General features: G+C 39.2%; 19 protein-coding genes and 1 pseudogene. 14 read left to right on the forward strand and 6 right to left on the reverse strand.

What is annotated here, in order from left to right:
* Positions 1-348 precede the first annotated feature (348 nt).
* Complete coding sequence (gene hpf / locus DSM106972_RS46330) at positions 349-996, reverse strand: ribosome hibernation-promoting factor, HPF/YfiA family (protein ID WP_127087045.1); 648 nt, start codon at positions 994-996, stop codon at positions 349-351.
* A gap of 537 nt (positions 997-1,533) precedes the next feature.
* Here hpf and lipB point away from each other — a divergent pair.
* The 3 genes from lipB to DSM106972_RS46345 all read left to right on the forward strand — a co-directional run bounded on the left by lipB (position 1,534) and on the right by DSM106972_RS46345 (position 3,075).
* Positions 1,534-2,220 (forward strand): lipoyl(octanoyl) transferase LipB, encoded by a 687-nt coding sequence (gene lipB / locus DSM106972_RS46335; RefSeq protein ID WP_127087046.1) that lies wholly within the window; start codon positions 1,534-1,536, stop codon positions 2,218-2,220.
* Between the two features lie 175 nt (positions 2,221-2,395).
* On the forward strand, positions 2,396-2,710 hold the full coding sequence (locus DSM106972_RS46340) for a hypothetical protein (RefSeq protein ID WP_127087047.1): 315 nt from the start codon (positions 2,396-2,398) through the stop codon (positions 2,708-2,710).
* Positions 2,711-2,832: 122 nt separating this feature from the next.
* A complete protein-coding gene (locus DSM106972_RS46345) occupies positions 2,833-3,075 on the forward strand; it encodes a hypothetical protein (protein ID WP_127087048.1) in 243 nt (80 codons plus the stop codon).
* A 70-nt stretch (positions 3,076-3,145) separates the two neighbouring features.
* On the opposite strand, the gene DSM106972_RS46350 is transcribed toward DSM106972_RS46345, so the two are convergent.
* Positions 3,146-3,892: an amino acid ABC transporter ATP-binding protein gene (locus DSM106972_RS46350; RefSeq protein ID WP_127087049.1), complete on the reverse strand. Its 747-nt coding sequence runs from the start codon at positions 3,890-3,892 to the stop codon at positions 3,146-3,148.
* A gap of 126 nt (positions 3,893-4,018) precedes the next feature.
* Here DSM106972_RS46350 and DSM106972_RS46355 point away from each other — a divergent pair, with 126 nt between their 5' ends.
* A complete protein-coding gene (locus tag DSM106972_RS46355) occupies positions 4,019-5,503 on the forward strand; it encodes an ABC transporter permease subunit (RefSeq protein ID WP_127087050.1) in 1,485 nt (494 codons plus the stop codon).
* A 61-nt stretch (positions 5,504-5,564) separates the two neighbouring features.
* Here the strand turns inward: DSM106972_RS46355 and DSM106972_RS46360 are convergent, their stop codons facing one another.
* The gene (locus DSM106972_RS46360; protein ID WP_233787757.1) at positions 5,565-5,768 is read right to left on the reverse strand and encodes a PIN domain-containing protein; all 204 of its coding nucleotides are present in this window, start codon (positions 5,766-5,768) and stop codon (positions 5,565-5,567) included.
* 309 nt (positions 5,769-6,077) lie between these two features.
* Here DSM106972_RS46360 and DSM106972_RS46365 point away from each other — a divergent pair.
* The 4 genes and pseudogenes from DSM106972_RS46365 to DSM106972_RS46380 all read left to right on the forward strand — a co-directional run.
* A pseudogene (locus DSM106972_RS46365) lies at positions 6,078-6,293 on the forward strand (BrnT family toxin); the annotation flags it as partial.
* Positions 6,226-6,633 carry a helix-turn-helix domain-containing protein gene (locus DSM106972_RS46370; protein WP_201800879.1) on the forward strand — a complete coding sequence of 136 codons (408 nt, stop codon included), beginning with the start codon at positions 6,226-6,228 and terminating at the stop codon, positions 6,631-6,633. The pseudogene DSM106972_RS46365 and the gene DSM106972_RS46370, both read left to right, overlap by 68 nt.
* An 81-nt stretch (positions 6,634-6,714) precedes the next feature.
* The gene (locus DSM106972_RS46375) at positions 6,715-6,957 is read left to right on the forward strand and encodes a hypothetical protein (protein WP_127087051.1); all 243 of its coding nucleotides are present in this window, start codon (positions 6,715-6,717) and stop codon (positions 6,955-6,957) included.
* 74 nt (positions 6,958-7,031) lie between these two features.
* Positions 7,032-7,469 carry a nuclease A inhibitor family protein gene (locus DSM106972_RS46380; RefSeq protein ID WP_127087052.1) on the forward strand — a complete coding sequence of 146 codons (438 nt, stop codon included), beginning with the start codon at positions 7,032-7,034 and terminating at the stop codon, positions 7,467-7,469.
* Positions 7,470-7,629: 160 nt separating this feature from the next.
* Here the strand turns inward: DSM106972_RS46380 and DSM106972_RS46385 are convergent, their stop codons facing one another.
* Positions 7,630-8,454 carry a DNA/RNA non-specific endonuclease gene (locus DSM106972_RS46385; protein ID WP_127087053.1) on the reverse strand — a complete coding sequence of 275 codons (825 nt, stop codon included), beginning with the start codon at positions 8,452-8,454 and terminating at the stop codon, positions 7,630-7,632.
* Positions 8,455-8,755: 301 nt separating this feature from the next.
* Here DSM106972_RS46385 and DSM106972_RS46390 point away from each other — a divergent pair, with 301 nt between their 5' ends.
* Positions 8,756-9,517 (forward strand): ferritin-like domain-containing protein, encoded by a 762-nt coding sequence (locus DSM106972_RS46390; RefSeq protein WP_127087054.1) that lies wholly within the window; start codon positions 8,756-8,758, stop codon positions 9,515-9,517.
* A gap of 57 nt (positions 9,518-9,574) precedes the next feature.
* Here the strand turns inward: DSM106972_RS46390 and DSM106972_RS55220 are convergent, their stop codons facing one another.
* Positions 9,575-9,706: a hypothetical protein gene (locus DSM106972_RS55220; protein ID WP_255666796.1), complete on the reverse strand. Its 132-nt coding sequence runs from the start codon at positions 9,704-9,706 to the stop codon at positions 9,575-9,577.
* Between the two features lie 385 nt (positions 9,707-10,091).
* Here DSM106972_RS55220 and DSM106972_RS46395 point away from each other — a divergent pair, with 385 nt between their 5' ends.
* The 5 genes from DSM106972_RS46395 (at position 10,092) to DSM106972_RS46415 (ending at position 12,512) form a co-directional block, all read left to right on the forward strand.
* On the forward strand, positions 10,092-10,337 hold the full coding sequence (locus DSM106972_RS46395) for a hypothetical protein (protein ID WP_127087055.1): 246 nt from the start codon (positions 10,092-10,094) through the stop codon (positions 10,335-10,337).
* A 6-nt stretch (positions 10,338-10,343) separates the two neighbouring features.
* Positions 10,344-10,745 carry an acyl-CoA thioesterase gene (locus tag DSM106972_RS46400; protein ID WP_127087056.1) on the forward strand — a complete coding sequence of 134 codons (402 nt, stop codon included), beginning with the start codon at positions 10,344-10,346 and terminating at the stop codon, positions 10,743-10,745.
* Between the two features lie 9 nt (positions 10,746-10,754).
* Entirely contained in the window at positions 10,755-11,396 is a 642-nt protein-coding gene (locus DSM106972_RS46405) for a lysozyme (RefSeq protein ID WP_127087057.1), read from the forward strand.
* Between the two features lie 71 nt (positions 11,397-11,467).
* Positions 11,468-11,785 (forward strand): thioredoxin, encoded by a 318-nt coding sequence (trxA, locus tag DSM106972_RS46410; RefSeq protein WP_127087058.1) that lies wholly within the window; start codon positions 11,468-11,470, stop codon positions 11,783-11,785.
* A gap of 157 nt (positions 11,786-11,942) precedes the next feature.
* Positions 11,943-12,512, forward strand: coding sequence for a hypothetical protein (locus tag DSM106972_RS46415; RefSeq protein WP_127087059.1), 570 nt, complete (start codon positions 11,943-11,945; stop codon positions 12,510-12,512).
* Positions 12,513-12,554: 42 nt separating this feature from the next.
* Here DSM106972_RS46415 and prmA read toward each other — a convergent pair whose 3' ends face one another.
* Complete coding sequence (gene prmA / locus DSM106972_RS46420; RefSeq protein WP_127087060.1) at positions 12,555-13,475, reverse strand: 50S ribosomal protein L11 methyltransferase; 921 nt, start codon at positions 13,473-13,475, stop codon at positions 12,555-12,557.
* Positions 13,476-13,516 lie beyond the last annotated feature (41 nt).

The following is a 13,516-nucleotide window of genomic DNA, read 5'->3' on the forward strand; positions in this document are numbered from 1 at the left end:
TGTGTTACCTCATGTAGATGCATTTCCGTATTTATATATCTTTACATAGTTTGGTTTATTGGCGCCGACTTACTTATATAAATATTTTTGCCTCACTACTTAACGGATGTAACGGATGATTTATTTGTTACAAACAAGATTTGATTTTGCGGCGCCTCGTTTAAACGAATCAGCTATCCGTTACATCCGTTACATCCGTTGCCAACCGACCCACCAAAATTAATGACACAAACTACTAGTAGTTTAATGTTGGGTTCCGTTCCTCCACCCAACCTACAAAGCACAAAGCATTTTAGCCCGCGAAGGCGGGCTTTGCTCGTGTCGCGACACCCTTGAGGGTGTTGTAACTTATCGGTTAACCTGGTGTTTTTCTGGCATTACAACACTAGCGTGATTTGCTTTACCGTTCTTCCCATTCCCGTTGTTATTTTTGCGGGGTTGGATGACACCGTATCCACCGTGGTTACGTTCGTAAATAACGTTAATTTCGTCAGTTTCTACGTTGTGGAACATATAAAAATCGTGACCCACCATTTGCAGTTGCTCTAAAGCTTCTGTCATTGTCATTGGTGGCATGGCAAAATATTTAGTTCGCACAACCTCTTTGGGTAGTTCAGGGGTACGATTACCTATTAGGTCATCAACAACTGTTGCTGTTTCAACGACGGTTTCTTCAATTGGATTGGGAGCTTTCTTATTTTGAATGCGTTCTTTATATTTTCTTAATTGACGCGCGATTTTATCCGCTACTAAATCAATACTTGCGTATAGGTTTTCGCTGCTTTCCTCGGCACGGATAACGTTTTTATTTGCATAAATCGTCACTTCCGCAGCTTGTCTGGTATTAATTCGGGGATTTTTAGCAACGCTTAAATGGACATCCACTTCGTTGGTGATATTTTGAAAGTGACTTACTGCCTTTTCAATTTTTTGATGCACATATTCACGGATAGCATCGGTGATTTCTATATTTTTGCCGTGGATGACAAGCTTCATGTGTAAACTCTCCCGCTCAAACTTTTTCTTGAGTTGAATTACGCTTTAGAATGCGGTAAGGTCTATCTGCCGCCAAAATTAAGTTACAAATCAAAATTACAATTCCCCCTATGCCTAATTGTTGCCACATGAATTCCACTTCTAAACTCGCCTCTACTATATAATATGGCTCCTGAACTAACTAGCTTTCCTTGTAAATCTCCGAAGGCTTTTAGTAGCTTTGTTCAACATGGCTTTTGCATTTTTAAACTAGGCGCCGGAGAAGAGTGCATTTGTTCTTTCTTCTTGGCGTGACGTATGTGGCAGAGAATTCCCTCCAGCACCATTACCATTGAGGTTATATATTCAAACTAGCACTTTGTAATTTATAAAACCGCTTATCTTGACTTTCCTTTACAATCTTTTGCACAGCTTGACATTTGTTTCGTTCCTTAACAGGGAAAAGGGGAAAATAGCCTTACAAATGTTAATTAATTCTGTTTTTCCATGCCTGTATCTTGCAATACTCCCTTTTTTGTTAAATAGTTGAATTTCACTATGATTTTTAACAATATTTCTACTCCTTATTCTTGTTCGTTATATAACCAAGACTTGATGCCATATTTAGAAGCACTCGCATGGCAACGCGCACTGTTGCAAGAACGCATCAATAACCCGAATTTAGAAGACGTGCTAATATTGGTCGAGCATCCGCCTGTTTATACTTTAGGACAAGGCGCCAATCTCGAATTTCTGAAATTTGACCCTTTAGACAGTAAATATGAAGTGCATCGCATCGAACGTGGTGGTGAAGTAACCTACCACTGTCCAGGTCAAATAGTCGGGTATCCAATTTTAAACTTACATCGCTATCAACCAGATTTACACTGGTATCTACGCCAATTAGAGGAAGTGTTAATTATAGTACTTCAAGAATATGGACTTGTGGGCGCCCGTATTCCTGGGTTAACAGGAGTATGGGTAGAAGGTCGCAAAGTTGCCGCTATTGGCATCAAAGTCAAACGCTGGATAACCATGCACGGATTCTCACTCAACGTCAACCCCGACATGACCGGCTTTAACAATATAGTTCCATGCGGCATAGTTGACAAACCCGTAGCTTCTTTAGCAGAATGGATACCGAATATAAGCAGCGATGAAGTCCGTCTCAAAATCGCTCACAGCTTCGCTCAAGTTTTCGGAGTTACCCTACAACCCCAAGAAACCTGGTTTCTTCAACACTGAACATAACAATCCTCAACCTTAACAAAAGAAACCAGGTTTCTCACTGAACATAACAATCCTCAGCTTCAATAAGAGAACTCCACGAAAAAAAATGCTTTTCGGTCATTAGTCACGCAGTGAAGAATCTAGCGGAGATGCTTTATTGTTGGAAAATACGTTTACATCACGCTTTAAGATGCGCGCGAAAGCGCGAAAACTGCGCCCTTCGTTCGCTACTCATGACACCACAGGATCATTCATTTTTTGGCTTACTCTAAAAGAAACCAGGTTTCTCACACAATACAAATATTCAGATTTAGATGCTATCACAATTGGCACTGGCGCCAATATTTGTTTACGACCACGCAATAATCAAATTGGTGTACTTAATATTGATAATACAATTGGCGGTTCGATTCAAGTTGAACATGGAATTCCTGGTAATAATACGGTATCTACAAGTAATGTAAGTGGTTCTACGACTGTTAGTAGCGGTAATTGTCAGTTTTAGTTGTTGATTTGAATCGCACAAGCACGGTAATTTCTCTGATAGGATAATTGTCCGGTTCTTGGCATATAATTTTAGTATTAATGTAATAAATACTACGCTAGACTATTTGCTCTTTATATGCCGTGAATAATTATCATCCGCGCGAGTCAGGTCAATCATATAACAACTTCTTAGCACAAGAAGCAAATAGTCATGCTGCTCCACTTACACCTCTTAAAGAGCGTGACTGGAAGGAGCTTATGTCACTATTTGATAGGCATGATAGTGATGATATTGAAGCGGATGTTATTAGTAAGTTGAATATGCTTTGTCCTGAACCTTCTTGGGATGAAGACCCATATGAATTTTTAAGCGAATATTTGTAACTCCGTGCGTTTTGCTGCGGGCGGGTTTAGTATATCATGCGTGAATTGAAGATGCGCGATTAACCCACCCCTACATTTTTAATCTGCTCATGAAATTGCGTAATCTTTCGTGTTTGGGGTTTTGAATTACTTGCTGTGGGGTTCCTTGTTCTAAAATTATTCCACTATCCATGAAAAATACGCGGTTGGCTACTTCACGTGCGAATTGCATTTCGTGGGTAACGACTACCATTGTCATTCCTTCGGTTGCTAGTTGTTGCATTACTTGTAGTACTTCTCCTACTAATTCTGGGTCTAGTGCGCTTGTTGGTTCGTCAAATAGCATTATTTGCGGGTTCATACACAAGCTGCGTGCTATAGCTACTCGCTGTTTTTGCCCTCCTGATAGTTGTTCGGGGTATGATTCGGCTTTATCGAATAAACCTACTTTATCTAGATATTGTTTTGCTAGTTGGGTACTTTCTGAGGGTGTTTTGCCTAGTACTTGGCGTTGTGCAAGTGTTAAGTTTTGTAAAACTGTTAGATGGGGAAATAAGTTGAATTGCTGAAATACCATTCCTACTTGAGTGCGTAGTTGCCGTAGTACGTTTCGATGGAGTTTGGGGTGAGATAAGTCTATTCCGTTTACGGTTAAGTTGCCTGTGTTAATGGTTTCTAGGCGGTTGAAGCAGCGTAGTAGGGTGCTTTTGCCGCATCCTGATGAACCTATTATTGCTATGACTTCCCCTCTGTGTATATTACCACTAATACCTTTGAGGACTTTGAGGGCGCCGAAGTTTTTCTCTACGTTTTCAAATGTTATTACTGCGTTGCTCATTGTTGGTTTTTTAATAAATTGTATTAATTATTCTTGTGGGATGGGCATCCTTGCCCGTCCTGTCTATTAATATTAACGAACCACAATAGCCTTGGGTTTCAACCCTAGGAAAGCAAAGGCAAGAGAATGAGGAAAGGAATTTTTAGTTGGGTATTGGCGGGGTTGTGTTGTTTTTTACTGATTATAAATGGGTGTGGGTCGGGTAATGAAGATGGCGCCAAGAGTTTACGGGTTGGTACAGAACCTGCTTATCCACCTATGGAGTTTCAAGGACCAAAGGGTGAGTTACAGGGTTTTTCGATTGATTTAATGAATGCTATTGGTAGTGCAGCTGGTTTTAAGGTTGAGTTTCAATCTACTCCTTTTGATGGATTGATTTCTGCTTTACAGGCAAGAACAATCGATGCCGCTATTAGTTCGATGACTATTACTAAGCAACGCGCACAAGCTGTTTCTTTTTCTCGTCCTTATTTTAAATCGGGTTTAGCGATTGCAATTGGCAATAATAATCAAGATATTACAGGTTTTGATAAATTAAAGAATAAAAGAGTTGCAGTTCAAATTGGTACTACAGGCGCCGCAAAAGCAAAAGAAGCTCCTGGTGCCGAACTTCGCACTTTTGATTCTACTCCTTTAGCGTTACAAGAGTTGGCGAATGGTAATGTTGATGCGATGGTCGGTGATGCACCTGTGATTGCTTATGCTATTAATTCAGGGAATTTACCAGGTATTAACGTTATAGACCAGTTATTAACAGAAGAGTATTATGGTATTCCCACACCTTTAAAATCACCAAATTTAGAATTGATTAATAATGGTTTAGGGAAAATCTTAGAGAATGGGACTTATAATAAGATTTATCAAAAATGGTTTAAAACTGCACCTCCAAAACTACCCGAAAAATTAGCCTTTGCTACCCAAACTGATAGTGGCCCAAACTCCATTAATATTCTATTGCAAGCGTTTCCTTTACTTTTACAAGGCGCCTTAATAACGCTGCAACTAACTCTATTTTCAGTATTTCTAGGATTAATTGCTGGTTCTTTAATTGGTATTGCTCGACTTTCACATATTACACCATTACGTTGGGCTACCAGAGCATATATTGATTTCTTTCGTGGTACACCATTATTAGTCCAGCTTTTGCTAATTTACTACGGTATTCCTGCCGTAGTGCAAAATTTAGGTTTAGATTTTAGTTTTAACCGCTTTGCTGCTGCTGTCGTCGCGTTAAGTCTAAATAGTGCTGCATATATTGCTGAAATAGTACGTGCAGGTATTCAATCTATCGAAACAGGACAATCTGAAGCCGCAGAATCACTAGGGTTAGATGCAGTACAAACAATGCGCTACGTCATATTTCCTCAAGCCTTTCGCCGTATGCTACCACCTTTAGGTAACGAATTTATCAGTATGCTTAAAGATACCAGCTTAGTGGCATTTATCAGCCTCGACGAATTAGTTCGCAGAGGACAATTAATAGTAGCGCAAAACTACCGTCCCTTTGAAATTTATGCAGGCGTCGCAATAATATATCTATGTCTAACTCTACTATCTTCCCAAGCTTTTAGCCGTCTCGAAACCTGGATGAACCCAGTTAAACGAAAATAAGTACAAATTTACTGACAAAGTGTGAACCGTGGTTCACAAATGGGAACCAATAATTCAACAACTATGTCCAATTTTCCAGCACTAAACCAGGAATCTGAGAAAAATCTTTAAAATTGCGAGTTACCATTACTGCATTTACAGAGAGTGTAATTGCTCCAATTCGTAAATCCTTATGTAACCGTTTTTTATTAAGTTGCGGATTTTCTCTCAGTAATCGTTTATAACAACTATGAGGTATAGTAACGGTCGAGATATTTGTAACCATAATTTTTTATTCAAAAATACTTCTTTATATTATAATATTGCCATGACAATGCTGGGGCAAAGTTTGCGGCATTTAAATTATTATGCTTAGTTTCAGGATTTTATACTTTGAACAAAAAGTCATCATATATTCTCACAAACGACCATTTGTGAGAATATTCGCATAAGGGTCGCCAACTCACGCAGCTATATTGACAAAACTACTGGTATCCCGTATATTATGAATGATGCAGATAATTTTGAATGAAATTATCAAAAAGCTGTCACAAACTATACAAAGCATGGTGTAAGTTTTGAGGAAGCTTCAGAAGTATTTCGTGACCCGTTCGGCATTGAAAAACTAGACGATAGAAAAGCTTATGGTGAGGAAAGGTTTATCCTTATTGGCGTAGCGGGCAGCAGACTTTTAATGGTCGTATACACGGAACGAGGGCAGAAAATCAGGATTATATCAGCACGTGAGGCAACCAAGAATGAACGAAACGATTATTACCGCGAGAATGCACAAGGATGGGACGGTGGTTGAGGTGTTAGCTGACGGTAGCGAAAAACCATTTCCTAAACAGCCTGTGCGTTCTATGACTGAAGAAGAAATTTACGAGAAAGCTCTTAGCGACCCTGACGCACAACCGCTTACCGATACAGATTTAAAGCGTATGCGGCGGATATCCCGTGTAAAAATTATTCGCCGTGCGTTGCAGTTGACGCAGGAAGAATTTGCAGCACGTTACCATATTCCGCTTGGCACATTGCGGGACTGGGAGCAAGGACGCAGTGAGCCAGACCAGACAGCGCAGGCTTACCTCAAGGTTATTGCTGCCAATCCTGAAGCTATTTATCAGGCATTGCAGTTCACGCCCCATTAAAATGTGAACCAATGGTTCACAAAATTGATACAGAAGAAACAGTACTTATGCCTATTATTTGCATTTTTGAGGGCGAAATTAATGAGTGAAACAGCTACATTAGTGCCATTAACTGATTTAATGCCAATTTTTGCCGCTATCGGCGAACGTAATTGGGCGAGGTTCAAAGAGCTTGAGCGTGAGTTCGCAAGCAAACACGGATTAGAAGTATGGGAAGATGTTTTTAATTTTCGCCTCAAACCCGCACTGGACAAGGAGTCTGATAGATGGCTGCTGGTGCAATGGTGTAGCGCTGGGATTAAATCGGTCAAGGTGGTTGGTTAGGCAACACTGGCTAAAATTTTGGAAAGTAATCCAAAGGTGTGTAATATAAAGATGTTTCCTAATTTCAAGCAGATGTGTCGAATACTAACGTAAACACAAACGGCGCCCTAAACAATGAACAGTTGTTTGACAAACTCAAACAAGCTTCGGATGGCTTGCTGTTTATGAGCGAGTCTGAGTATCCTTTTGAAGTGCTTTTTTGGGAGTGTCAAGAAAAGCAGGTAGTGGATACTAAGTTTATTTTATCTAAGTTGGACAAGGCGCCTGATACTAAAGTTGAATTTGTGGAGTTAGAATCTTTTTTTGATGTTGCAACTACTGAAGAAGATTGGCATTCTTCAGAAGATAAGGAAATAGTTCACAAGTATCAGAATTTAGTTAAGGTGATTAAGGAATGTCTTAGTGATATTAAGGTTGTGAGATTGGGTGATATTGATATTGATGTTTATATTATTGGTAAAGCTTCATCGGGTGGTTTGGCTGGACTTTGTACTAAGGTTATTGAAACTTAAATTTGGGAGTAGGCAAATCTGGCAACGGATGACTCTAGGATGTAACGGATAGTTGATTTTAGATAACAAATTGTGTTTTTAACCAATAACTCATCCGTTACATCCGTTGTATCCGTTGCAAACCAGCCCATTTAAATTAATGATATAAAGCAGTAGTTGATTATCTTCTTTGCTTAATTCCTGGCGCCACCCCATCATCAACCTTTGCCTCTATCACCCGTTGAACTGATTTGTCGGCACTTGTAATAAAATCATAACCCGTTTTCTTCTCCAATGCCTCAACAGTAGTTAAATACTGTGTCCAGCTACTTTCCTTATTACCGTTGGTGTTGGGTGTGTCTATGGCAATTACTCTTGTTGATGAGTTTATTTCTTTTCCTGGTTCGGTAACTACTATTATTTTATATACTCTTTCTGGAACTGCGACTTTTCCTTGAGCTATCGTCTCTTTCTGACCATAACCACCTGATATTATATACAGTTCTTTTCCTTCTGCTGCTAATTTTCTACCATAATTTTCTAAGTCAGCCCAGTAACCCTGATTATTATCCGGCGCCTGTGGGATAATATTAGTCATTAAAAAAGTTGCAGCATTATCTTCACCGATTTTACTACGGTCTGCCGAAGGCGCCATATGTCCTTTATCGTAACCACTGCGGGTGTAATCACTTGGTGTAACACGATACCATCCTTCGGGTAGTGTATCATCTGGTCGAAATTTGTTTGACCGAGGCGCCTCACCTAACCAAGATTTATTCAATTCCCAACTTACCCAATTTGGTATACCTTTATCACGGTTGTAAGAAAGTGCATATTGTTTCTTTATAATTAAGTAGTTATTCGGGTCTGATGTACTCGCATTGCTAGGATTACCTAATGTCAAATGTACACTTACAGGCTTAGAAGGCAAAAGTAATGCACACCCTGTAGTGAAAATAAGTAACACCACAATAACAGCAATCAAAAACCCTTTAGGTTTGAACATAGATATAAATGTTTATATTATCCCCATAATAAAATACCTCGAATCACGAGCATATGATTCGAGGCTATAGCATTGTTTTAGTTAAATTTAGAGGGCAGATGCACGCCATAGTGATTCTTGGAAGGTAAGTCTGTTGCAATTAGTTAAGCTATGTTAAGAAATATTAACAAGTCTCAACAGTTACCTAATATAGTCACAGTACAGAAGTTTTTCAAGTAAATTTACGGTTCAGTCCATTGGAAAAATTAACCGTTAGTATAGTAAAAGTGTTTGTATATAAAATAAAAGCGCGCTATTAGAGATGAATTTCCTCACATATCTCATGCATTTAGCGGGTTCAGGCGCCGTTGCATACTATTCGGCGTTGCAGATTCGCGATATTAAGACTCGTCCTAATGTACTGGCAGGGTTTCAGCTTGCTGAGTCAGGGTCAGTCCCATTTTTGACAAAGTTATCAGAACGTGCAGCCGCAGAGGGCGATACATGGCTTGCAGAAAGATTAGTAAAACATGCTGCCGACGAAACTCGGCACGGTCAAATCTTTGCTCATGCTCTTAAGCAACTCGATAAACAAGTAATTGATTTTAAAAATCAACCAAAAGCTGTTGAAAAGGAAGACAGCGACAAGAAAGCATCCCAAGAAAAACGCAGTCCTTTCTTCGGCGCCTTTTTTACAGGATATTCTCAAGAACAACTCAAACCAGAGGTAATAGACTGGGATGTGTTTATGGGCAGTACATACATCCTGGAACTGGATGCGAGTAAAGACTTTGCGCGCATGGCAAAAGTTTTACCCAAAGACGATGCGACAGCACGCAACCTCAAACTAGGGATGTTAAGCATCGCGCAAGATGAAACTGGACATGCTGCATATCTTTATGAAGCCATGACTCGAAGAATGTCTCCCATCCAAGTTCAAAAACTAGTTGATGAATGGAGACAGCGCAAAATTAATGCGATGTTAGCTTTCGCTGGCAATATTCTACAAGGTAAAGGTGAAAACCGTTCCCTTGTTCAAGATGGGGCGCCTGTCGAGAAAGAATCAGAATTAGTCGCCGCATAACACAATACCTAGATGTAGAGACGTTACATGTAACGTCTCTACAACGACGACCGCGTATTAATTAGAAAAACTAACGATAATCGAAACTAGTACAATTAATCCACCAATCCAAAGTGCTAAAGACCCCCAGCTTACGGAATCTTTTTGCATTGACTGCCGCACGTTGCTAACTAAATTGTTGCGAGCCATGATATTCCCCTCAAATCTGTTTATTTTTTAAATTGATTTTTCTTGCAATCAAAATTTGACATTACTTGCGCGCTCCTTAATGCCAAGGTAAAACAACCAATAGGCACGAATAAGGTTTAGAAGATATAATTGTGTAGCTTAGAAACCCTAGAAACCGGGTTTCTTCGTTGAGATATTGTAATAACAACGACAATTTGTCTGCGACAATGAATGCGTAGAAACCCGGTTTCTTCGTAAATTACACAAGTACATTTTCTTAACTATTTTTGAACTATTTTTTGAACTGTATTTATATTTTCCCTAATTTGAGTTAGATATATATTGAAGCTCTTATTTTTGACATCAATCTTAACTTAATCTTAATATTACTTCATCAAGAAATGGTATGGTACAACAAATTAGGCAAAACGAACCGCAATACATATGTGTAGTTCCTGTTGAGAGCATCACAGGAAATTTAGACGAGGAAATTATGAGCTTTGGTATATCTGTTGATGCAGCAAAAAGTGAAGCCGAAAAGCTACTTGCATCTACCTATGGATGTACTTTGACACAAATAGTTGAATTAATGCAAAAAGCTAGCATTCAACCAATTGCTCAATCTTGCGCTCCTACAGGTGATATCGAATAATTAAAAATGGAAAAATTTCAAACGCTGTTACGTGTTCGTCATTATGAAATGGATGCTCTTGGACATGTAAATAATGCTGTGTATCAAAATTATCTTGAACAAGCTGCCATTGAGCATTCAGAATCGCTAGGATTCAATTTTGAACTTTATCAAGAACTTGGTGGTGTGTTTGTCATGCGACGGGTTGAAATTGATTACTTACGTCCAGCAGTTGCAAGCGATACATTAGAAATTACAACTTGGCTCGAAGAAATTCGTGGTACTCGTGCCCGTAGACGTTATGAAATCCGTAAACAAAACAAAGATGATTTATTAGTAACTGCTGAAGCTTTATGGGTATGGGTTGATACTAAAATAATGCGTCCACGTCCGATTCCTGATGTTTTACTAAGTAAGTTTTCTCAATAAATTTTTATTATGAATAATTCTTACAAAATTAAAGCAGGTGATACGCTGAGTGCTATAGCGTTACGTGAGTTGGGAAATGCTAACCGCTGGCAAGAAATTACCCATGAAAACGGACAATTCTTTACTGAGGCAGAAGCGCGTAAGTTGAGAATTGGGCAAATTATATATTTACCAGCTAAAGAAGGCGCCTATAAAATCAGCGACCGTGGTTTGGAGTTAATAATTCAATTTGAAGGTATATTTTTAAATTTATACAATTGCCCAGCAAACCACGCCACAATTGGAGTAGGACACCTCGTACATTACGGCCCCATCAATGGAAGTGAACCAGAAGAATTTAAGTGTGGAATTACACGTCAACGCGCGATGGAAATTCTACGCACGGATGTGAGCGGCGCCGAAGTTGTGGTAAACAAGCTTGTAAAAGTACCTCTAAATCAAAATCAGTTTGATGCACTTGTAAGCTTTGTGTTTAATTTGGGTGAAACTAACTTCGCTAACTCCACATTATTAAGAAAGTTAAACGCTTCTGATTATGATGCTGTACCCTCTGAGTTGAATAGATGGGTATATGCTAAAGGAAAAATTCTGCCTGGTTTGGTCAAAAGGCGCCTTATAGAAGGTAAATTGTTTCAAGGCAACGCATTTTGACGCGATAGGTCGAAATTAAAGCATTTGAATTAAGATTGATATCAAACCTTAATAAAAAGGCATTGTATTCTATGTCTACAAAAAAGCAATTCAATAGCTTTGAGGAAATGCTATCTAGTTCTGATGTACCTGTATTAGTAGATTTTTATGCAGATTGGTGTGGGCCGTGCAAGCTAATGAGCCAGATTTTGGAACAAGTTAATGCTCAACTCCAAGGTCGGATGCGTGTAGCGAAAATTGACACCGAAAAGTATACACAGCTAGCTAGTGAGTACGGTATTCAAGCTTTACCAACACTTATTTTGTTCAAACAGGGAAAACCTGTAGACAAAATCGAAGGTGTTTTACAAGCACAAGACTTAGTACGGCGCCTCGAAACAATGATATAGTTTGCAGCGGATGTAACGGATGAGCGATTATAAAAAACCATCCGTTACATCCGTTCATTATCCGTTGCCAATGGTATCAAATATGACTAGTAATTAACCAAGAAAGATTGTAAAAAAAGAACTAAGTGTCTGCTTGGTTAAACTAGGTCTTATGAGTATGCGTGAAAGCTCGATAGGAATTGTCATAGCTTTGTTAGTTACATTTGGTTTGGGTGCTGGTAGTATTTGGTGGGCATATCAATTTGGTTTTGGTACTAATTCTAACAGTGTACAATCTTTAACAGATTCTACACCCAGTACAACGGCGCCATCTGAAGCTCAGTTACCTGTAGAACAAACACCAACACCTACCGCAACTCCTACTTTAACCCCAACACCTCAACCAGTTAAAAAAGTTGAAAATATACAAAAGTTACCTATCCAAGAAGAGGTAAAGTTTGTAATTGATACAATTTTACTTACACCCGAAGGTCGAGAAGCTCTTGAGCAACTAGCGGATACAGCAGTGAAATATAATTCACAGGATGTGGTTATACGTATAAATGTAGGTGTAGGGGAATCAGAATTGAGTCAGACTCTTGCTTCCAATAGAGGACAAGAGATTGCAGGTATTTTGAGAGATAAGGGGTTTGCTAAAAAAATCATCATTTCTAAAAGAAATAACGTTAACTATAACAAAGCGACGCGGAACAAACCTATAGAAGTAAGTATCGTAAAGGCGGGTTAACAGATATCATAAAACGGTATTGTAATATTTCGTAAACTCGCCTCAACACCGTCGCACATTTAAACAGCACCATTCTTTGCGCTTCCATAGTGCAGCAACTATCCAGCCATGCTTTTCTAATACATCAGCGACGGCTTTGGATTGTTCTACAAGAATACCGCTAAAAATACCCCAAGTTGTAGGTTTTGTTATAGCGGTTATTTGTGGTACAAGCTTAATAATAACGTCAGCTAATATATTACAAACTATCCCATCTGCGGGTTGCTCAAGTATTTTTGCTAGAGTTTCGACACTACCTTCTGCCGAAAATAAACGGTCTGCCTCAATACCATTAAGAATCCTATTTTCCATTGTTGCTTTTACTGCCAATGGGTCGGTATCGACTCCATAAGCTTTTTTGGCGCCGAGTAAAATTGCGCCGACACAAAGTATACCAGAGCCGCATCCTATATCCGCAATTACCACATCATCAAGTTTAGTGTTCTCACCTGTAAAAGATGTCCCATAGTCACTAAATCGCATTTCTAAGGCTTCTAAACAAAGCTGAGTGGTGGCATGATTTCCTGTTCCAAAAGCGACACCTGGGTCAAGTTTAATTACTAGTCGGTCGGAGTCTGTAGGCATGGGTAGCCATGCTGGGTTAATCAAGAATTTATCACCAATTTCTTGAGGATGCCAATATTGCTTCCAACTACTTGCCCAGTCTTGCTCATCAATTAAATGCCACTGTAAAGTGGGGGGTGGTAATTCAATGCATAATGCATCTTGGCGCAATAATAATGATAATGCCGCTAAATCGATTAGATGTACTTTTACTTGCGGCAAATATGCCCTAACTAAATTCACGTCCCCTTTTCGTTCGCTTGCAGTTCCACGACACCCAAAATCTTCTAGGCGCCAGAAAATAGAATCTTCAAGTTCAGGTTCGCAAGTTATTTGTATTTCCCACCAAGTGTTTGCCATAAGAGTGCGCTTGTACTGAGTAGAGACGCGATTTATCGCGT

Origin of the sequence: Dulcicalothrix desertica PCC 7102 (genome assembly GCF_003991905.1) — a bacterium.
GTDB classification, from domain to species: Bacteria; Cyanobacteriota; Cyanobacteriia; order Cyanobacteriales; family Nostocaceae; genus Dulcicalothrix; species Dulcicalothrix desertica.